We start from the raw sequence: 21088 nt of genomic DNA, 5'->3' as shown, positions 1-21088 counted from the left end.
CTGTGAAGTTGGTTCATTAAATCAGACTTGATGATGCATCCATTAGACCAGATCCTGGCGATTTCTGAAAAATTCAATGACCAATTGTAATTCTCAGAAGCGATCTCCATCAGCTTAAAACCTTGTTGATGATTCAGCAGGCGCGCCATTGAATAGGCTTTTTTTATAGTATCTACAGGGGGTAAATTGCTGCTATGATGCTTCCCGTCAATTTGTGCAGCCAAGGCAATTCTTCTTTCCTTAAAGGATGAAATATACCTGGCAAATACAGCTGATGACATCATCGTATTGGGAATTCCCAGATCGAAAGCAGCCTTGCTCGACCAGGAACCAGTTCCTTTGTTTCCTGCTTTGTCAAGGATTTTGTCTAACAAATACCCCTCTCCTTCCTTCTTTCTTAATATTTGAATACTTATGTCCAGCAAATAACTTGATAATTCCCCTTCGTTCCATTGTTCAAAAACAGCTGCTATCTCTTCGTTGGAAAAGGAGGTCGATAAAATGCTGTACAATTCGGCTACTAATTGCATTTCTACATATTCAATGCCATTATGAACCATTTTAATAAAATGTCCGGAGCCTTCAGGTCCTATATAAGTGCAACAGGTTTTGCCAAAATCATCATTCGCAGCAATAGCTTCCAAAACAGAAGATACTTTTGAATAGCTTTCTTCAGATCCTCCCGGCATGATGGAAGGTCCTTTTCGAGCACCTTCTTCACCTCCTGAAATTCCTGCACCGACAAATTCCACCCCATACGACTCGCAGAAATCAAAGCGTTTCTTGGTATTTAAATAATGAGAATTCCCTCCATCAATAATCACATCCCCTTTTGACAGCTTCGGAACAAGATTGTTTAATACCAAATCTACCGTAGGACCTGCTTTAATCATTACCAATATCTTTCTCGGCCTGGCCATTGATTCTATAAAGGCTTCCAAATCTGTAAAGCCATGAATATTTTTCAAATGCGAGTTGGTCTCCAGGAAATCAGCAACTACATGCGCTTCTCCTCCATCTGCTCTGTTAAAAACAGATAACTCATACCCTTTATCTGCAATATTTAAACTAATACTGCTTCCCATTACTCCGAGACCGAATACGCCAAATTCACTTTTCACTTCGCTCATAGATTTGATTTTATGATGTTTACTATCTCCGTTGGAGATTTATTGATATCGATATGTATCCCGTAGCTCGGGACTTCAAGTGCTTCAAATTGAGATTTTAACAATGATTCATTCATATAATGTCCTTCTCTTTTACTGATCCTCTCATAAATGAGCTCATAATCTCCGGAAAGAAACACCCAATGACATTCTTTTAATCCCCTTGAGAGTACCGCTCTGTATTTCTCTTTAAGGGCCGAACAAGCCAGAATGGCCCCTTCTTTTTGCTCCCATTCCTGCAAGTGCCCCGAAAGTGTGGTTAACCAAGAGGCCCTGTCCTCATCATTCAGGGGTTGCCCACCTTTCATTTTTTCTACATTTTCCGGGGGATGGAAATCATCTGCATCATAGTAAGGTATTCCTAAGGATTTAGAAAGATTCCTTGCTATGGTACTTTTTCCACAACCACTTACGCCTATTACTTGAATTATCATATTATTTTGTAATATAATTACCTGCAACTCCTTTCACTCCTGTATTCACATCAAACAATGACCCTGCAAAAGAAAACACTTTCTTTTCTTCTTCATTCAGGCCCAAGCTCGAGGCTGTGACATACAGGGTATCGAAAATTTTTCCGCCAAAAGAAAAGGAAGTGACATTATGCATGGGAACCATTATTTTTTCTATCAATTTTACACGTACAGAACCAACGTTCTTTTAAACTTCATTTTCATTAGTTTTCTTTTAAATCGTCCAGGCATTACCAATATCCTCCAGGGGTATGCATGGGTTGTAGCTACCGGGAATCGGATCAAAATTTAAAACTTCTCTTCCAATTTTTTCTGAGGTAAAATACCCAAACAATGAAAGACTTCTGACTTGCATCAGAAAGTTGTACAACAGAAAATCTTCCTTTTCTGAAGGCTCTACCAGAAGTATTCCCATGGCTTGTCTTCGCAGAACAGCTGACTTATCATCTCCTTTTAAATCAAAATAGTTTTTAAAGAGCTGGCCTATTTTATCCTTGTCTCCCATTGAAATATCCTGTTCAAACACAGCAGCAAATTTGTCTGCAAATAGTTGACTTCCTGCAGTAAATAGTTCCTTGTCATCTTCCGTCAGCATATCATGAAGCATCATATCAACAAATTGAGGTAATTGAATATCCAGTCCCCCCGGAATATCAGAAGCGGGTAATATGATGTCAACGAGATGCGTAACATAGTTTTTTTCTTTATCGTTTAAAAACAGGGATTCCCAGGATGTATCTTTTTTACTACAGGACTCCAAAGCAGTCAGAACAGTTGGAGCTGCTATCGCATAGCCAAATGTAAGGCTGATACTTTTAATTAGATCTCTTCTATTCATCTTATATATTTCTTGTTTTCTTAAACTCCTGTGCCGCATGATTTGCCGCCCTTGCTGTAATAGCCATATAGGTCAGTGAAGGATTCTGGCAACCTGCCGAGGTCATACAGGCCCCATCTGTCACGTATACATTTTTTACGTTATGAATCTGATTATGCTTATTTAATATTGAAGTCTTTGGATCACGTCCCATCCTGGCACCGCCCATTTCATGAATTGCCAAACCAGGCGCATACTGACTCCTGTCATCAAAGCCTCGGACATTTTCATAACCTGCCGCTTTGAGCATGGCGATAGCCTGTTCCTTGATGTCCTCACGCATTAATTCTTCATTTTCCTTAAACTCAACATCAAAATCAACCGTTGGCAATCCCCACTGGTCAAGTTCATCATAGTTTAGACTTATTTTATTTTCGTGATAAGGTAAACATTCTCCAAAGCCTCCCATGCCAATTACCCAAGGACCTGGTTTTACCAGATCATCTTTAAAATCTTTGCCATAACTCAACTCCGAAACCGCCCTTCTCCAGTTCTGTCTGCTTGCTGCACCCTGATAGCCATAACCTCGCTTAAATCTGTCATGAGCCGGTTCACCCTCCAGGTTTCTGAATCTTGGAATATAAAAACCTCCCGGTTTTCTGCCTTTGTAATATTTATCTTCATGCTCATTGACAACTGCGTAAGCTCCAACACCTAATTGATGATCCATAATGTTGTGCCCCAATTCCCCACTATCATTTCCGAGTCCGTTTGGAAACCGCTCAGATGTTGATTGCATGAGAATAGAAGTGGAAGCAATTGCCGAGGCGCAGCAAAAAATAATCTCCGCCTCAAAAAATAATTCCTCTTTTGTTTCAGAATCAATCACCTTAACACCCGTTGCCTTTTCTGATGTGGCATCATAGACAATTTCGTGGGCGATAGAATTTGGTCGTAAGGTCATTTTCCCGGTTTTTTGAGCCGCTGGAAGCGTAGACGCCAGACTGCTAAAATATCCTCCAAAAGGACAGCCTCTAATACACCTGTTTCTGAACTGACATTTACTTCTTCCTTCATGACTTTTATCTCCTGTAATATGAGCAACCCTACCTTGGGTAACTACCCTGCCATCCATATTTTCAGCCACTCGATCTGCAAAATCTGCTTCAACGCAATTGAATGGCATGGCCTCTGTCAACTTTCCGTCGGGCAACTGTTTTAATCCCAGATTGGTACCACAAACACCAATATACTCTTCTACCTTGTCGTACCATGGTGCAATATCATTGTATCGAATCGGCCAATCAACTCCATGGCCATCCTTCTTATTGGCTTCAAAATCCATTTCACTCAACCTGTAGGAATGTCTTCCCCAGGTAATTGAACGACCACCCACATGGTAGCCTCTCATCCAATCAAAGCGTTTGGTCTCAGAATAGGGATGATCAATATCATCTACAAACCAATGCTTACTGGCTTCAGCTGTTGTATATCCGGTTCTGGATTGTTTTTCCTGTCTCGCTTCTTCTGCCGGTGTTATTCTGTTTCTATGAGTAAAGTCCCAGTTTTCATCATGCATCGTGGGATAATCAACAACGTGCTTTACCATCCTTCCTCTTTCCAGAACAAGTGTTTTTAATCCATTCTCACAAAGTTCTTTTGCTGCCCATCCTCCTGATATACCGGTTCCGATTACAATAGCATCAAATTTTTCTTCCATTCTATTTAACTACTTGTTAATTTAATATCTCCTGCGCTTCTTTATTTAAATTCTTTGGGAAACAGTATATTTTTGCAAATTAATAACTTCATAAGTCACTGTTGTTCAGAATTTTTCATTGAAATTAAATCTACAGTACCCGTTTTTGTTAATTCACTTAAAGCAAATCACTTACAAATATCTTTCTTTGATTATTTTTAAATGATGAAAGACATGTCCTGAACAGATATGAGCAATGGCTCTTACAGTAATAGGCAAATCCGAAACGATTCCTTTTCTGTTGAATTCTATGTCACTAAAATCCTTCAACATCAAAATATTCGATCTTCTAAGCAAACAGAACTCATCTAGTAAAGCCGTATAATTACGCTTATTACTCTGGTAATTAGAAACATATAGATTCTCATCAAAACCTGGTAATGGCGTTTGATCGTTTCTTGATAGTCGCAAAGCCCTATAAATAAACACTCTTTCAGCATCAATCAAATGCTGTACCAGTTCCTTGATGGTCCATTTTCCTGGTGCATATCGGTATTCTTGCTTTGACCCTTCTATTCCGTAGAACAACTCTTCAAATTGCTCAAGAGACAATTCAAGTAAATCGAGTACTCCCAAGTTCGGATCCAGGATGTCGATATAAGGTTGGTAAAATGGGGGATATTCTTGTTTTTGAGGTATAGACATTTTCAATGCTTCAATTAAAAACGCCTAATTTAAATAATTCCAAGCAATCTGTAGGAAAGCCTTCTAAAAAATGGCTTCTTTTAACCATTATTTTAACATATCCGTCACCAATTGAAATGACTGTCTGGCAATTTCAATTTCTTCATTGGTAGGAATCACTAAAATTTTAACCAAGCCCGTGGGTTTCTGAATCTCTCTTAGTTCCTTGCTTCTGATTTGATTCTTTTCTTCATCCAGTTCAATTCCTAAAAAATCCAGATCCTGACAAATCAATTTCCGCATCACATCCGAATTCTCTCCTATTCCAGCAGTGAAGACAATGGCATCTAATCCATTTAAGGCTGCGGCATAAGCACCAATATACTTTTTAACGCGATAAGCATTCATTTTCAATGCAAGCGTACACACCTTATTGCCTTCTTCCGCTTTCGTCTCAATTTCTCGTAAATCACTATAGCCTGTCAAACCGAGCATTCCACTTTCTTCCTGTAGAATCTTTTTCACTTCTTTGGAACTATAGCCCAGCTCGTCCATCAGGAAAAATATAACGGACTGGTCAATATCTCCGCTGCGCGTACCCATTAAAAGTCCATTCATGGGGCCGAAGCCAAGAGAGTGTTCTACACTCTTCCCGTCTTTAATAGCTGAAATACTGCAGCCATTTCCTAAATGCACAGTAATTATTTTTGATTGTGATTTGTTTAAATACGTAATTGCCTCTTGAGACACATATTTATGACTTGTACCATGAAAGCCATAGGCTCTGATCTGGTGTTCCAGGTATAAATTCTCTGGAATGGCATATCGGAATGCCTCTTCCGGCATGGTCTGATGAAAAGCGGTATCAAATACGGCAATCTGAGATGCCTTTTTAAAAATTTTCTCTGCTACCTCTATTCCTTTAAAATTATGCGGATTGTGAAGTGGCGCCAAACTAAACAATTCTTTTATTTTTTCCTTGACCTCCTCGTTAATCAAGACCGTTTTCGAAAAAGAACTTCCTCCATGCACAACTCTGTGACCAACAGCGTCAATTTCTCCGGGATCATTTAATAATCCGATGCTACGGTCCAGTAATAATTCCGCGACCATTTCAAGTCCTTGCTCATGATTTCTGATATCCTTAAACTCTTCAAAAACCTGATCATTTGTCTTCAACTCAACTTTAGAACCCTCTAAACCAATCCTTTCAACCATTCCGTGGGCCAGTATCTGCATTTCAGGCATCTGAATCAATTGAAATTTTATCGATGAACTTCCTGAATTAATAACTAATATTTTCATGCTTGATTTTATGGGTCTAAAATTAAAATATTTCTTTTAAAATCTGGCCAGCCTGTTGGAATCCAAACTGCCATGATCCTTTTGATTTTATTGTGCCTGAATTGCAGTGATAATAACAGTATTAAAGATGTCATCCACGGTACAACCCCTGCTCAGGTCATTCACCGGTTTATTCAATCCCTGCAGCATAGGGCCAATTGCAATAGCTCCAGTTTCTCTTTGAACTGCTTTATAGGTATTATTACCTGTGTTCAAATCCGGAAAAATCAAAACACTTGCCTCTCCCGCTACTTCTGAATTTGGCAATTTTTTCTTTCCTACTTTACTATCAACCGCCGCATCATATTGAATGGGTCCTTCAATTTTTATATCCGGCCTCAGTTCTTTTACAATTTCTGTGGCCTTTCTGACTTTATCCACATCTGCTCCCTGACCTGAGGATCCTGAAGAATAAGATAACATGGCTACCTTAGGCTCGATTCCAAAATCAGCACTTGAATCGGCTGATGAAATGGCTATTTCTGCTAATTGCTCTGCCGTTGGATTAGGATTAATTGCACAGTCTCCAAAAACAGACACTCTGTCTTCCAAACACATAAAGAATACAGAAGATACTACGGATACATTTGGTTTGGTCTTAATAAACTGTAGAGCAGGCCTGATGGTGTGCTGCGTTGTATTAACCGCACCTGAAACCATCCCGTCTGCATGACCTTTGTAGACCATCATTGTTCCATAAAAGGAAACATCCTGCATCAGGTCCTGTGCCATGCTAATATTGATGTTTTTATGTTTTCTCAACTCATAGAAAGTCTGCACATAATCGTCAAATTCAGGTGAATTCGCAGGGTCTACTATATTGACACGATCAAAATTCATGCTAATTCCCAATTCGTTTATCTTATCCTCAATACTTTGCTTGGCACCCAACAATGTGATTTCAACAATATCAAGCACAGTTAAACGGGCTGCTGCCAGTAAAATTCTATCGTCTGTCCCTTCTGGAAGAACAATATGCTTTTTAACTTTTTGAGCTTTTTTCAAAAGATCATATTGAAACATCCTTGGCGTTAATCCCTTTGGCTTAAATGTCAAATATTTTCTTGTTAGCTCAGAAATGTTAACGTGTTTATCAAAGGTGTTTAAGGAGGTATAGATCCTTTGTTCATTGCTTGGGTAAATATGTGATCGAATCGCTCCTATTCTGTTTGCGACTTCAAAAGTCCCTTTATTGATGGCAAGAATGGGTACGACTTCTTTCAAACCCTGGATTAAATCCATCACGGGTTCTTCAGGTGTAAGTCCTCCTGTGAGCACAATTCCTGCTATTTTGGGATAGTTATCTGAAATGCTGGCTTGCAACGAGCTCAATATAACATCAGCCCTGTCACCGGGAGTAATCACCAAACAGTTTGTTTTTAAATGCTGTAGAAAATTTCTTAACTGCATGGCTCCTACTGCTGATGATTCAACCTGATTATCAAGCTGGGACTCACCAATCAGAACATCCGCATTTAATTCATCAACAATTTCTTTGATGGTAGGGTTATTCAAACTCGTGATCATAGGAATAACACCTATGAAAATTTCCTCATTGACAGCTTTCTTTAAAATAGCACCGATGGAAGAAACCTGTTCTTCAGCGACCTTATTAGCAACAATTCCAAGTACCTTTACTTCCTTGTCCATAAAAGAATCATAGGCCAAATGAAGATTGGATATCAGTTCGTCAATACTTTTATCTTTTCCGGAACCCACTAAAATAACCGGTATTCCTAAGTTCTTTGCGATGATTGCATTTATATCCAACTCAACAAAAACAGCCTCCCCGGAAAAATCTGTACCCTCGACCAAAATAAAATCAAATCGATCTTCCAAAGCTTTGTACTTTTTGATAATCTCATCCAAAATTTCCCCGTCATGACCGGCAGTCTTCTTTTGAATAACCTCCGCTCCGGTTAAGGCATAACATTCTTCATAGTCCATTTCCAAGTTAAAATGGGTCAAAATTGTTTCGATATGATTATCTTTTTTCGCAGGATCAAGGACCTCAATGATCGGTCTGAAATATCCGACCTTTCTGGTTCTTCCCAGAAGAATTCTCATCAAACCCAGCGTAAGAATCGATTTCCCGCTTTCAGCTTCTCCGGTCGCTATATAAATGGCTCTACTCATCTTAAAAAAATTTTCACAAAGATACTTATATGAATAAATTATTTATGGTTTTCTATGTAACAATTATTCCTTATTCCTGAGGTTCACAATTTTTAATGAGTAAATTGCATATAAATCTGAATCCTGTCAAGAGAAATATGAAAACCTTATTATTTAATATAAAAGAGCTGTTACAGATTAGAGATGAAGGCATCCAAAAAGTAGCAGGTGCGGACATGAAGGAATTACCCGCAATTAAGAATGCGTATCTCCTGGTAGAGGATGAAAAAATCATAGACTATGGATCTATGCAGGAATTAACAGATTACAATGCCGACCAGGTGATTGATGCCCGAGGTCAGATCATTTTGCCCGCATGGTGCGATTCACATACACACATTGTTTATGCCGGCAACAGAGAGGGAGAATTTGTCGATAGAATAAATGGTCTTAGCTATGAAGAAATTGCTGCGAAAGGTGGTGGCATCTTGAATTCTGCAAAAAAATTACAAAACAGTACAGAACAGGAATTATTTGAACAATCTTCTCAGCGACTGCAGGAAGTAATGCAACTTGGCACAGGTGCTGTTGAAATTAAATCAGGCTATGGTTTGAGCCCCGAAGCAGAACTAAAAATGTTGCGCGTGATCAAAACCCTTTCAAAATCTTATCCCGTAACCATAAAATCGACTTTTTTAGGAGCACATGCCTTCCCTGCCCTTTTTAAAGACGATCAAAGTGCTTATATCGATCAGATTTGCAAGGAAATGATACCTTTGGTAGCAGCACATCAATTAGCTGATTTTATAGATGTTTTTTGTGAAAAAGGATACTTTGACACTGAACAAACAGCTCAGATACTAGAAACAGGTACCAGGTATGGTATGCGACCGAAAATCCATGTAAATCAATTCAACAGTATTGGAGGTATACAGGTTGGTATAAGTCATAATGCCTTAAGCGTTGATCATCTCGAAGTAATGACCCAGGATGATATAGATAGTCTAAAGCATACTGAAGTTATGCCGGTAGCCCTCCCCTCCTGCTCTTATTTTTTAAGTATTCCTTATACACCGGCCAGAACAATGATCGATCAGGGGCTTCCATTAGCTCTTGCTACAGATTTTAATCCCGGATCAACACCCAGTGGCAACATGAATTTTGTTGTAGCAACGGCTTGTATCAAAATGAAAATAACCCCTGAAGAGGCCATCAATGCAGCGACCATCAATGGAGCTTATGCCATGGGATTGAGCTCATCACATGGAAGTATTACAAAAGGAAAGTTTGCAAACCTGATCATTACCAAAGATATTCCCAGTTATAATTTTATACCTTATGCCTTTGGCAGTAATGTGATTGACAAAGTAATGATCAAGGGTACTTTTATCTAAATAGCCTATTGATGACAGTTTTAATAAATAATCTTGTAAAAGAGTTAGCCGCTGTCCAGGAAGAAAAAAGCTGGATTGGCACAAATTTTAACGATCAATTGAACGCTCTTAGCGAACAAGATTTTTTCAGCAAGCTTGCTGACCTGCATAGCATAGCCGAGATCATTTCTCATTTGACCACCTGGAGAAAAGAGAGTATTTTAAAACTCAAAACAGGCACAGGAAGCATTACGGATGCTGATCCGACAAACTGGATATCTAATGAATTTTTGAGAAAGATTGGAAAGGATCAAATTATCGCTGCCTATAACGAAAGTTTAGAACAAATCATTCTGCTTCTTGAATCAAAAAATGATTCCTATTTATCAGAGACCTATTTTGATACCGATTTTAAAGGCTATTATTCTTATGACTTCCTGTTAAAGGGGGTTCTTCAACATGACATATACCATTTGGGACAAATAGGACTTATCCATAATTTAATCAAAAAACAAAAAGCCTAAACATCCTGATGCATTTCAGGAAAATTGACATGGATTGATGATAAATCAATACGATTATTCTTTGTAAATTTGCAAACAATAATTTAGAAATATGTCGGACAACTCAGTGATTACTCCAAGAACAAAAAAACCAGAATGGTTAAGAGTCAAGCTACCGGTCGGTAAAAAATATACGGACCTCAGAGGTCTGGTAGATAAGTACAAATTAAATACCATTTGCACCAGTGGGAGCTGCCCAAATATGGGAGAGTGCTGGGGAGAGGGTACGGCTACCTTTATGATTTTGGGGAATATTTGTACCCGATCATGTGGTTTCTGTGGAGTCAAAACCGGAAAACCTGAAACTGTTGAATGGGATGAACCCGAAAAAGTGGCCCGTTCGATTTATCTAATGAAAATTAAACATGCCGTCATCACCTCTGTTGATAGGGATGATCTTAAAGATGGTGGCTCGATTATATGGGCCGAAACAGTAGAAGCAATTCGAAGAACAAATCCAAATACAACGTTGGAAACCCTGATTCCTGATTTCAGAGGGATGAAAAACAATATAGATCGAATCATTGAAGTGGCGCCTGATGTAATTTCTCATAATGTTGAAACTGTGAGAAGACTTACTCGTGAAGTTCGAATTCAGGCACAATATGATCGAAGTCTTGAAGTCTTATCTTATATTAAAGATGCAGGACAGAAAAGAACAAAATCAGGTATTATGCTTGGCTTAGGTGAAAAGGAGGAAGAAGTTATTGAAACCTTGCACGATCTGCATAAAGCGAAGGTGGATATTGTAACTATCGGTCAGTATTTGCAACCAAGTAAACAACACTTACCTGTACACGAATTTATTACTCCGGAACAGTTTGATACATACAAAAAAATTGGTTTAGATCTTGGCTTTAAATATGTAGAAAGTGGAGCCTTGGTTCGTTCTTCATACAGGGCAGAAAAGCACCTTTTTTAAGCTAAATACCATATTAACATATGATTAACATCTAAATTCAAACTTTTGGTACGAATTTTGATGATATAGTTATGAAGCAGAATTCCCCATTAATTTTGACTTCATATGATTAATTTTGAGTTAGTAAGTTAAAAGCACCTCCTATTAGAGGTGCTTTTATGTTATACACAGTCAATTCTTTTCCGAAATAGACGAATTCTAGGAAATCTATCCTGAAAAAATCATATTTCACCACTCATTTTCCAAAAAAATAACGGATTTAATAAATTTTTAACAATTCAAAGTGTTTTTGGCATGAGATTTGCACTTATTTAGTTGAAGCAAAATTCCCCACTAATTTTGTTTTCATTATGATTAATTTTGAGTTAGTAAGCTAAAAGCACCTCCTCTCGGAGGTGCTTTTTAGTTCTAAGGATCTAAATAATTGCTTACTAATATTATGTCATTATCAATTACAACAGCGAAAAAAGCAATTATTCTTAAGAAAAAATGAGATTTTTAGGTAAAATATCAAAAAAAATAAGATTATTCTTGTGAATACCTTAATATTTCCTTATTTTCGAAGCAGACAAAATTCCTCACAAAATTTTGTTCTTCATTAAAAATTAATTTTGAGTTAGTAAGCTAAAGCACTTCGACATCCAGAAGTGCTTTATTTATTTCTACAACTTACTAATAAAAGTTTCAACAAGCTTGCTTATTTTAATTTCCGAGGACTTTGCCACAAGTTGCACAGCCTCATGAGATGCCTCTTCCACCTTTCCTTCAATTCCCAGATCAGTAATAACTGAAAGACCAAAACAATCCATCCCCATATGCTTGGCAACTATTACTTCAGGAACAGTACTCATTCCTACAGCGTCAGCCCCCATCAATTTAACCATTCTATATTCGGCAGGTGTTTCAAAGGTTGGTCCTTGTAATGCCAGATAGATACCTTCTTTCACATCTATTTTAAGATCAAATGCCACAGATTTCATCAAACTGATCATCTTTTTATTATAAGGCTCGTGCATATCCACGAATCGAGGACCAAACCGTTCCTCATTCTCTCCTCGCAACGGATGCTCAGGCATCATATTAATATGATCATTGATAATCATTACATCACCCACCTTGAACTCAGGATTCACACCTCCGCATGCGTTAGAAACCATTAATTTTTTCACACTCAATAAGTGCATCACACGAATTGGGAAAGTGACTTCCTGCATTTCCCATCCCTCGTAATAATGAAACCTTCCTTGCATGGCCAACACTTTTTTACCAGACAATGTCCCATAAATTAGCGTTCCCGAATGCCCGGTAACCGTACTCACAGGGAAATTGGGAATATCGTGATAAGGAATACTTTTCTCAATAGTAATCATATTTACGACACCTCCTAAACCTGTGCCTAAAACAATTCCTAAATCTGGTTTATCAACCCCAATATCCTTAAGAAACCTTGCTGTCTCTTTTATTTTTTCGTACATATACTTGTATTAATTCATTAAATTTTTCGCTATCACCTTTTATTTCTGTTGAAATAGGGAGGTAAAATACCGGAAGATCGATGTCGATAAAACTTCTGACATAATCCTTTTCGGTAGTGATTACGATTCGTTGATCCGCAGGCAATTCATCTAAACCATCCTTTATTTTTTGCATATCATCGCCATCAATTCGCTGATGATCTGAAAACTTTATATGTCTAAAATCAATGCCTCGTGAAGATAAAAATCGCTCCATGGGCAAAGAATTCGCAATACCCGTTACCAAAACCACCTGACTTCCAGTAATTTCTTCTAAAGACCTATGACCTGAACCATCAAATATTCGGGAAGAATATTTTATACAACTAAAAAAGACATGCTGATCTTCAGCTGGCTTTAATTGATCAATTATTCTGTTTCGATCTTCTCCGGATATATCATCCGGGCACTTCGTCACAACTATAATTTGAGCGCGTCTGGCTCCTCTTCTCGACTCTCTTAAATTCCCTGCAGGTAATAACAAATCATTGGTATATAAATCTTCATATGACGTCAATAAAACAGCACAACCAGCCTGCACATAACGATGCTGAAAACCATCGTCCATCAACAACAAATCCACAGAGGGCTTTAATTTTAGCAGTTGTTCAACCCCATGAACCCGCTCTTCATCCACAGCTACTTTAACAGCAGGAAATTTTCGATGAAACTGAAAGGGCTCATCTCCTATATCTTTTGCTGTACTGCGGGTATCAGCCAATAGATATCCTTTGGTTTTTCTTCCGTAACCGCGACTCAGAACAGCCATTTCTAAAGAGTCAGAGAAATGACCTATCAAATACTCAATCATTGGAGACTTTCCCGTGCCACCAACACTCAGATTACCCACCAAAATAATTGGAATATCAAATGATTTCGAAGTAAGAATACCAATATCAAATGCAAAATTCCGTAGCCCGGTGATCAGTCCATAAAGGATGGAAAAAGGAAATAATATTTTTCGAAGTGAATTCACTTAGACGAAAATACAAAAATCCAAACAGAAAAATCTAAAATGAAATATTATCAACCACCTCTAAACCGTAACCGATCATCCCAACGCGTTTCCCTGAATATTTGTTATTGGTAATCAGTTTAATTTTGTTGATTTTTAAGTCGTGAAGAATCTGAGCTCCAATCCCGAAATCTTTCTCATCCATCCGCAGCAAAGGTTCTGAAACTTCATTTTCCTGCTGAGAATTCTTTAAGTACTTCAATCGATTGATAAGGTCAAAAGATTGGTATTCCTGATTGATAAATACAACGGCACCTTTACCATCCTTATTGATAATGTCAAACATTTTTGCCAGCTTATCATCAGGATTATTGGTAAGTGTTCCTACAATATCGTTATTGATCAATGTCGAATTAACCCTCACCAGTACCTCTTCACCCATCTCCCATTGTCCTTTGGTCAAAGCGATATGTACTTGACCATTCGTGGTTTGTTTATAGGCTCTTAAACAGTATTTTCCAAACCTGGTTTCCAGGCTAAAATCTTCAATTTTATCAATTAATGAATCGTGATTCATCCTGTACGCCACCAGATCTTCAATAGAAATAATTTTAAGATCGTACTTTTCAGCCACCTTCATCAATTGTGGCAAACGTGCCATGGTTCCATCTTCATTAAGAATTTCAACGAGTAAGCCCGCAGGTTTTAGGCCCGCTAATCTCGCAAGATCAATAGCAGCTTCAGTATGCCCCGTACGTCTCAAAACACCACCGTCCTTTGCTCGCAACGGAAAGATATGTCCCGGCCTTCCAAGATCTTCTGGCTTGGTTTCATTCAAAGTGAGGGCCTTTACTGTTTTTGCCCTGTCATGAGTTGAAATCCCGGTGGTACAACCGTGACCGATTAAGTCAACGGAAACGGTGAACTGGGTATTATGTAATACCGTATTTTTCCCTACCATCAAATCAAGGTTTAACTCTTCACATCTTGATTCGGTAAGAGGAGCACAAATCAATCCCCTCCCATTGGTAGCCATAAAATTGATCATTTCCGGCGTAACCATTTCAGCAGCTGCCACAAAATCACCTTCATTTTCCCTGCTCTCATCATCCACAACAATGATCATCTTTCCATTTTTAATATCTTCAATAGCATCCTCAATCGTATTCAGCTTAATCATTGGTTTTATATTATTATCCATATCTACGGAATTAATTCTTGTTTAATTTAAAAATTTTATTGAAAAAAGTATAAACAGGCTGCATAAAGGCATCAAAATTAAATATTCCTTTATCATTGGTAGCCCTCTTCATCAACAAGGCTCCAAAAGGAAGTAAAATAAACGTTGCCAGCCAACCTCCAATAAATGGTGAAACTTTATTGGATTCCGCCATATTCTTTCCGAATATGGACAGAAAAAAGTAAATCACAAAAATTGTTATTGCTATGATCATCGGCAAACCAAACCCTCCTTTTCGAATAATGGAACCCAAAGGGGTTCCAACAAAAAACAAGACCAAACAGGCAATGGAAAAAGCAATTCTTTTATGAAACTCCACATTGTATCCATTGATAATTTTACGCTTGTCTTTTAAGGTATTCTTAAAACTTCGAAGATTTTCGAGATTGCCCTGAACAGCAATAAAGGCATTATCCGCAATTAAATTTTTGTTCTTTTCATCAAAATTATCTAAAATTTCAGGCTTCAAAAGCTCGCCTTTAACAGTATCCTTCATCAAAGAACTCGCCCTCATTGTTTTATATACACGTTGTGCTCTGTTTGCAACGAACTCATGGTAGGGTGCCTGCAGGGAATCAATAAAAAAGTCCAGTTGTCTCAAACTTAACATTTCTTTTCCTGTTTTGTATTTAACATCATCCGGATCAAAATCACCAATACTCGACACATCAATATTCACCTCGTAATGGTCGAAATGTGCCTTGGTAAAAGGAGCTCTTTTTCTCGATTCTACAGTCGTCTTATTAGGAATCATGTCTTCAGCATAATAACCGTCTTCTAAGATCAAAGTCAAATAACGACTCCCTTCTTCAGATACTATTTCACCTTTCTTTGCTGTAATTACTTTATTATTCACCGTGTTAGACCGCAGGTCATAGATTAACACATTCTTGAGAAGATTCTCATCTTCCCCATATTTTTCTTCAAATTTTATGCTGTAATTTGGAATTTCTGTATTAAAAGTACCTGGGACCAATGCCAGTCCAGGCTCTTTCATTTTCATATTATAAATAAGATTTTTAGACTTTAAAGAAGCATACGGAAATACGTAATTTAAAAACAAAAAGTTGGAAACACTCAACACGAGCATCAGCATCACAAGAGGTCTGATAAAACGCTGTAGCGAAATTCCTGCCGATTTAACGGCGGCAAACTCATAATTTTCAGCCATATTACCCAAAGCCATAATCGCAGATAATAAAATAGCAATCGGTAATGCAGTGGGTACCATCATCAAAGCCATATACCCAAGGAACTTCAGTATAATTACAAGACTGATACCCTTTCCTGCTATTTTATCAAACTGTAGCCACAGTGCCTGCATGATCAATACAAACAGGATGATAAAAAAAGTCGCGACAAAAGGAGACAGAAAACTCTTGAGAATATATCTGTTTAAGATTTTCATTTAATTACTTCATGTCTTGGATCAACTTATTTGTTGATCATATAATTCAAATCTTCGTATTTTTTTTCATCAAAAGCAAAAGCAGCGGCATTAACCTGCTGATTTGTCTTAATATTCTTAGCCGTTAAAATTGTTCTGGTCTGGTTGGTCCCGGTTTCAATAATTTGATAGATGTGATTGGTTTTGACATCAATCCCCACTAAAATACTACTAATTTCAGAATGTGTATCAATAGGAGTCAATTTCACAAACTGAACTTTTTTTCCATTTACCTGCTTTAATTCATCCATTTTATAGGTATAGCCAGACTCATAAAAAGAATAAAATTTCGAAGGAGTAAAGCTACTTTCTTCATCAAGATCAGCATCATTGATATTCACTTCTTCGTTTTCCGGGATAATGGTATAGGTTTTTGAGCCATCAAATATCTGGGTAGAGCCGAACAAATTAACTTTATATTTTTCTCCTTTTAACAATACATCTCCCGACATTTCCTGTTTAACATCCTCAGCTTCATTATCGAGCACATAATCAAATTCCATTGAAATATCCTCATACCCTTTCATGGTTGACGAAGCTTTGTCTAAAATGCTTTTGGCAGCGGCATCATTCTGAGCCACTGCAGAAATACTTGTACATATGACTGCGAAAATAGTCAGCCCGAACATTAAAATACGTTTATTCATTGTCTAATAATTGTTGTAACGAGACCATATCCGATACAAGCACCTGTCTTGCTTTACTTCCTTCAAATGGACCCACTATATTGGCAGCCTCCAATTGATCTATGATTCTTCCCGCTCTGTTATATCCTAGTTTTAATTTTCTTTGCAGCAAGGACGCAGAACCCTGTTGTGCGATGACCACTAATTTAGCCGCTTCACCAAACAGTTTGTCCCTGCTCTCAATATCTATGTCAAGACTCGTGCCATTTTCTTCACCCACATATTCCGGTAAATTATATGCCGTGGGATAAGCTCTTTGAGAACCTATAAAATCTGTGAGATTTTCAACTTCCGGCGTATCAATAAAAGCACACTGCAATCTTGTTAATTCATTCCCTGTTGATATCAGCATATCTCCTTTACCTATCAACTGATCCGCACCTTGTGAATCGAGAATTGTTCTTGAATCAATTTTTGATGTCACTCTAAAAGCCACACGTGCAGGGAAATTTGCTTTAATAATCCCCGTAATCACATTGACCGATGGTCTTTGAGTGGCAACGATCAAATGAATTCCAATCGCCCTCGCCAACTGAGCCAATCGGGCTATCGGAGCCTCAATCTCTTTTCCTGCTGTCATGATAAGATCGGCAAACTCATCAATCACCAAAACGATATAAGGCAAGAATTTATGCCCATTCTCAGGGTTTAATTTCCTGGCGATAAATTTCGCATTGTACTCCTTAATATTTCTGACATAGGCATTTTTGAGCATGTCATATCGATTGTCCATTTCAATACACAAGGAATTCAAGGTATTAATAACCATGGTTGTATCTGTAATAATGGCATCTTCTGTATCTGGTAATTTCGCAAGATAATGTCGTTCAATCTTATTGAACAGGGTAAGTTCTACCTTCTTTGGGTCCACCAGTACAAATTTAACTTCGGCTGGATGCTTTTTATACAATAAAGATGATAACACGGCATTCAAACCAACTGATTTACCCTGACCCGTTGCACCGGCCATCAATAAATGTGGCATTTTCGCCAGATCAATTACATAAGTTTCATTAGAAATTGTTTTTCCCAAAGCAATGGGGAGTTCCATCTTGGTGTTCTGAAACTTCTGTGATGACAAAACGGATTTCATCGATACAATCGACGGCTTCTTATTGGGCACCTCAATTCCTATGGTTCCTCTACCAGGAATGGGGGCAATAATTCTAATTCCCAAGGCAGAAAGTGACAATGCGATATCGTCTTCAAGATTCTTAATCTTCGAAATACGAACACCCGCTTCAGGCACGATCTCATATAAAGTAACCGTTGGACCAATAGTGGCCTTGATACTGGCAATTCCTATTTTATAATTATTGAGCGTCTCAACAATTCTGTTTTTATTATTCTCTAGTTCCTGTTTGTTAATATGAATATTCTCGTTTGAATAATCTTTCAGCAGGTTCAATTCAGGAAATTTGAATTTTGACAACTCCAATCTGGGATCAAATTCTCCAAAATCCTGTAACAAACTATTGGAAAGATTTTTGACAATATGCTCCTCTTCTACCGGCCCCTCAACTTCTATTTCAATTTCTTCCTCTGCTTTTACCTCTTCTTCCTTTACTTTTTCTTCAGCAACCAACTCCTCTTTCACAATTTCTTCCCCCTTGAAGGTCACTTCAGGTTCAAGTATGACCGCTTCTTTCTGTGGCTCTGCCTCGATGGTTTCAAATGATTCTAACTCAATATCCAACTCCTCATCCAGACTGTCATAGGTCGTTTCGCTTAAAAAACCTTCATCCGTCACATCATCCAACACTGTAGATTCCTTTTTCTTTCTTGGTTTGGGAGCAGGCATCCAGCCTTTTATCTTTGCCGGAGTTATTTTAAAGGAAGCGATGATAAAGACTAAAAATGTAATTAATAAAAGTAATAACACTCCAATACTACCAATATAGATTTGTAAAAACTCATTAATTTCAAATCCTACTTTCCCTCCAAGTAACGGATACTGTGGTTTTAAATAGGCCAATCCCAATGAAAACCATATCATTGCCATTAAACCATTGATCCAAGATCTGTAAAGTTGTTTCACAGGAATATGTAAAATGATATACAATCCTGTAAAAAACAATAGTATGGGTATGATAAAAGTCGCTACACCAAAACCATCATAAACAAAGAAATTGCTTAATGTAGCTCCCAGTTTTCCCAGAAGGTTATTAGCACTCACATTTTTATCGGAAAAACTATCTAAAATACTTTGATCCTCCTTCCAATGTTGCAAAAAAGAATAGAAAGAGATCAATAAGAAGATGGCTGTAGAAAATACCAGAACGCCAAAAACCAAATGAGTTTGCTGGCTTTTGAACAAGCTGACAATTCTATTCGGTTTTTTTACTTTCTTTTTGGGTTTGGAAGTTCTTTTTTTTCCTTTAGCCATAGGTCACAAAAGTACATAAATAATTTAGGTTACAAACCTACGTATTCAAATCCAAAAAAAGCGATTTCTAAAGCAATTTAGGCAAGTAAATGATGAATCCAATAATTAGGGCTGAAACCGCAGCAAAGCTCACAGCTCCAGCCGAAATATCTTTAATAAATCCTATTTTTTTATGATGATCAGGATGTATAAAATCACATATCTTTTCAATAGCTGTATTTAAAGATTCCGTCACCAGCACCAATCCGGTAGCAAGAATCTGCAACATCCATTCTGTTGATGAAATTTCCAGCCACCATCCTAACAACATCACAGTCAAGCCAATAAAGCATTGAACCATGATGCTATGTTCGGTTGTAATCAAGAGCCACATTCCTTTAAAGGCATATTTAAAACTCTTGATCCTTCCCTTAACAAAGCCATCTTTCTGAAGATTCATTGTTGCTGAAAATTAATGGTTTCTATAAAAAAGAAGTCAACGCTTACTTAAGAGCCTCAAGCGCAGCAGCATAATCAGGTTCCTGTGCAATTTCCGGTACTTGTTCTGTATAAGCTACCCTGCCATGTTCATCAACAACAACCACAGCTCGGGACAACAAGCCTTTCATAGGCCCTGTTTTTATAGTCACCCCATATTTACGACCAAACTTCCCTTTCATAAAATCGGAGAAGGTCAAGGCATTTTCAATTCCCTCAGCAGCACAAAATCTGGAGTGTGCAAAAGGCAAATCTTTTGAAATATTCAACACCACTGTGTTTTCAAGACCTGCTGCTGTTTCGTTAAATTTTCGCAACGAGGCTGCACAAATTCCTGTATCAATACTTGGAAAAATATTAAGCAACACTTTTTTGCCTTTAAAATCCTTGAGTTTACCGGTCGACAGATCTGTTTGAACCAGCTTAAACTTAGGCGCTTTTTTACCCACTTTTGGCAACTTACCTATGGTTTTGATCTGGTTTCCTTTTAATGTTATTTTAGTCATTTTTTAAAATATTAAAATTGATACTCAAAGTTACATAAAATAAAAAACTCCCTAAACAATTAGGGAGTTTTTATATATAAAGTTAGAAAAACCGTTTACTGATCAATGGAGCCCATAACCCGCTTCATAAAACCATTCAAGGCTTCTTTTTTTGGAGTTCCTTTTTTTACCTCCGCATGTACTTCCAGTGCACCGTAAAGATTCGAAATTAATTCTCCAATTACATCTAATTCCTCGTCTTTTAAAGAACTTAGTTCCGTCAGATCTTCCAGTACCTCCAAGGTCTCCACCAGATAGTCTTCGTCATTGTTCTCAATAAACGTATTCAAATGTTTTATAACCGGCAATTTCATGTCTAAACAATTTAAAGGTCAATTATTATACAATTTCATTTACAAGATCCTTCAACACGTCAAACTTGTTCGTTTGAGTTTGATTTACTTTTGCCCCATCAACAAATGTTGCAAAGGTCGGAAGGTTATCAACTTGAGCCAATTGTCTGGAAGCAGGAAACTTTTCTGCATCGACCAAAACAAATTCCATGGTTTCGTTCTCAGCAGCTAATTTCTTAAATTTCGGCTTCATGATTCTACAGTTACCACACCAGGTGGCCATATATTGAACAACTACTTTTGGTTTGTCATTCACAAGCTCCGCCAAACTATCAGTATTCAATTCTGTTAACATATCTAACTATATTAAAGTGAATAACTAAGGT

General features: G+C 37.7%; 21 protein-coding genes. 3 read left to right on the top strand and 18 right to left on the bottom strand.

Annotated features, from left to right (window positions below):
- The 8 genes from gndA to pta form a co-directional block, all read right to left on the bottom strand.
- Positions 1-1130 (bottom strand): NADP-dependent phosphogluconate dehydrogenase (gene gndA / locus ACR2MV_RS01270; protein ID WP_434020060.1); only part of this gene is annotated, 1130 nt, incomplete at its 3' end.
- Positions 1127-1603, bottom strand: a complete 477-nt coding sequence (locus ACR2MV_RS01265; RefSeq protein WP_434020059.1) for a gluconokinase — start codon at positions 1601-1603, stop codon at positions 1127-1129. The genes gndA and ACR2MV_RS01265, both read right to left, overlap by 4 nt.
- A 1-nt stretch (position 1604) precedes the next feature.
- Positions 1605-1778 carry a hypothetical protein gene (locus ACR2MV_RS01260; RefSeq protein ID WP_434020058.1) on the bottom strand — a complete coding sequence of 58 codons (174 nt, stop codon included), beginning with the start codon at positions 1776-1778 and terminating at the stop codon, positions 1605-1607.
- Between the two features lie 78 nt (positions 1779-1856).
- Positions 1857-2480: a gluconate 2-dehydrogenase subunit 3 family protein gene (locus ACR2MV_RS01255; protein WP_434020057.1), complete on the bottom strand. Its 624-nt coding sequence runs from the start codon at positions 2478-2480 to the stop codon at positions 1857-1859.
- A 1-nt stretch (position 2481) separates the two neighbouring features.
- Positions 2482-4179: a GMC oxidoreductase gene (locus ACR2MV_RS01250; RefSeq protein WP_434020056.1), complete on the bottom strand. Its 1698-nt coding sequence runs from the start codon at positions 4177-4179 to the stop codon at positions 2482-2484.
- A 171-nt stretch (positions 4180-4350) separates the two neighbouring features.
- Positions 4351-4863, bottom strand: coding sequence for a DinB family protein (locus ACR2MV_RS01245; RefSeq protein WP_434020055.1), 513 nt, complete (start codon positions 4861-4863; stop codon positions 4351-4353).
- 87 nt (positions 4864-4950) lie between these two features.
- Positions 4951-6147: an acetate/propionate family kinase gene (locus tag ACR2MV_RS01240; RefSeq protein ID WP_434020054.1), complete on the bottom strand. Its 1197-nt coding sequence runs from the start codon at positions 6145-6147 to the stop codon at positions 4951-4953.
- Between the two features lie 87 nt (positions 6148-6234).
- On the bottom strand, positions 6235-8322 hold the full coding sequence (pta, locus tag ACR2MV_RS01235; RefSeq protein ID WP_434020053.1) for a phosphate acetyltransferase: 2088 nt from the start codon (positions 8320-8322) through the stop codon (positions 6235-6237).
- Between the two features lie 137 nt (positions 8323-8459).
- Here pta and hutI point away from each other — a divergent pair, with 137 nt between their 5' ends.
- From hutI to lipA, 3 genes are all read left to right on the top strand, one after another.
- Positions 8460-9695, top strand: coding sequence for an imidazolonepropionase (gene hutI, locus ACR2MV_RS01230; protein ID WP_434020052.1), 1236 nt, complete (start codon positions 8460-8462; stop codon positions 9693-9695).
- Between the two features lie 11 nt (positions 9696-9706).
- Positions 9707-10198, top strand: a complete 492-nt coding sequence (locus ACR2MV_RS01225) for a DinB family protein (protein WP_434020051.1) — start codon at positions 9707-9709, stop codon at positions 10196-10198.
- 91 nt (positions 10199-10289) lie between these two features.
- Positions 10290-11159, top strand: coding sequence for a lipoyl synthase (gene lipA, locus ACR2MV_RS01220; RefSeq protein ID WP_434020050.1), 870 nt, complete (start codon positions 10290-10292; stop codon positions 11157-11159).
- Between the two features lie 662 nt (positions 11160-11821).
- Here lipA and ACR2MV_RS01215 read toward each other — a convergent pair.
- From ACR2MV_RS01215 to ACR2MV_RS01170, 10 genes are all read right to left on the bottom strand, one after another.
- Positions 11822-12634, bottom strand: coding sequence for a purine-nucleoside phosphorylase (locus tag ACR2MV_RS01215; protein ID WP_434020049.1), 813 nt, complete (start codon positions 12632-12634; stop codon positions 11822-11824).
- Complete coding sequence (gene lpxK, locus ACR2MV_RS01210; protein WP_434020048.1) at positions 12597-13649, bottom strand: tetraacyldisaccharide 4'-kinase; 1053 nt, start codon at positions 13647-13649, stop codon at positions 12597-12599. The genes ACR2MV_RS01215 and lpxK overlap by 38 nt, the downstream gene beginning before the upstream one ends.
- A gap of 34 nt (positions 13650-13683) precedes the next feature.
- The gene (gene ribB / locus ACR2MV_RS01205) at positions 13684-14829 is read right to left on the bottom strand and encodes a 3,4-dihydroxy-2-butanone-4-phosphate synthase (protein WP_434020047.1); all 1146 of its coding nucleotides are present in this window, start codon (positions 14827-14829) and stop codon (positions 13684-13686) included.
- Positions 14830-14839: 10 nt separating this feature from the next.
- Complete coding sequence (locus tag ACR2MV_RS01200; RefSeq protein WP_434020046.1) at positions 14840-16276, bottom strand: LptF/LptG family permease; 1437 nt, start codon at positions 16274-16276, stop codon at positions 14840-14842.
- Between the two features lie 26 nt (positions 16277-16302).
- On the bottom strand, positions 16303-16962 hold the full coding sequence (locus ACR2MV_RS01195; RefSeq protein ID WP_434020045.1) for a LolA family protein: 660 nt from the start codon (positions 16960-16962) through the stop codon (positions 16303-16305).
- A complete protein-coding gene (locus ACR2MV_RS01190; protein WP_434020044.1) occupies positions 16955-19387 on the bottom strand; it encodes a DNA translocase FtsK 4TM domain-containing protein in 2433 nt (810 codons plus the stop codon). Before ACR2MV_RS01190 ends, ACR2MV_RS01195 begins: the two co-directional genes overlap by 8 nt.
- 67 nt (positions 19388-19454) lie before the next feature.
- On the bottom strand, positions 19455-19826 hold the full coding sequence (locus tag ACR2MV_RS01185) for a diacylglycerol kinase family protein (RefSeq protein WP_434020043.1): 372 nt from the start codon (positions 19824-19826) through the stop codon (positions 19455-19457).
- Between the two features lie 43 nt (positions 19827-19869).
- Positions 19870-20370 (bottom strand): thiol peroxidase, encoded by a 501-nt coding sequence (gene tpx, locus ACR2MV_RS01180; protein ID WP_434020042.1) that lies wholly within the window; start codon positions 20368-20370, stop codon positions 19870-19872.
- Between the two features lie 95 nt (positions 20371-20465).
- Complete coding sequence (locus tag ACR2MV_RS01175) at positions 20466-20723, bottom strand: DUF6952 family protein (RefSeq protein WP_434020041.1); 258 nt, start codon at positions 20721-20723, stop codon at positions 20466-20468.
- A gap of 25 nt (positions 20724-20748) precedes the next feature.
- Positions 20749-21057 (bottom strand): thioredoxin family protein, encoded by a 309-nt coding sequence (locus ACR2MV_RS01170; RefSeq protein ID WP_434020040.1) that lies wholly within the window; start codon positions 21055-21057, stop codon positions 20749-20751.
- Between the last annotated feature and the right edge of the window lie 31 nt (positions 21058-21088).

The sequence above is a fragment of the Lutimonas sp. genome (assembly GCF_051011215.1).
Classification (GTDB): domain Bacteria; phylum Bacteroidota; class Bacteroidia; order Flavobacteriales; family Flavobacteriaceae; genus Lutimonas.
This window is presented reverse-complemented; position numbering and strand designations above follow the sequence as displayed.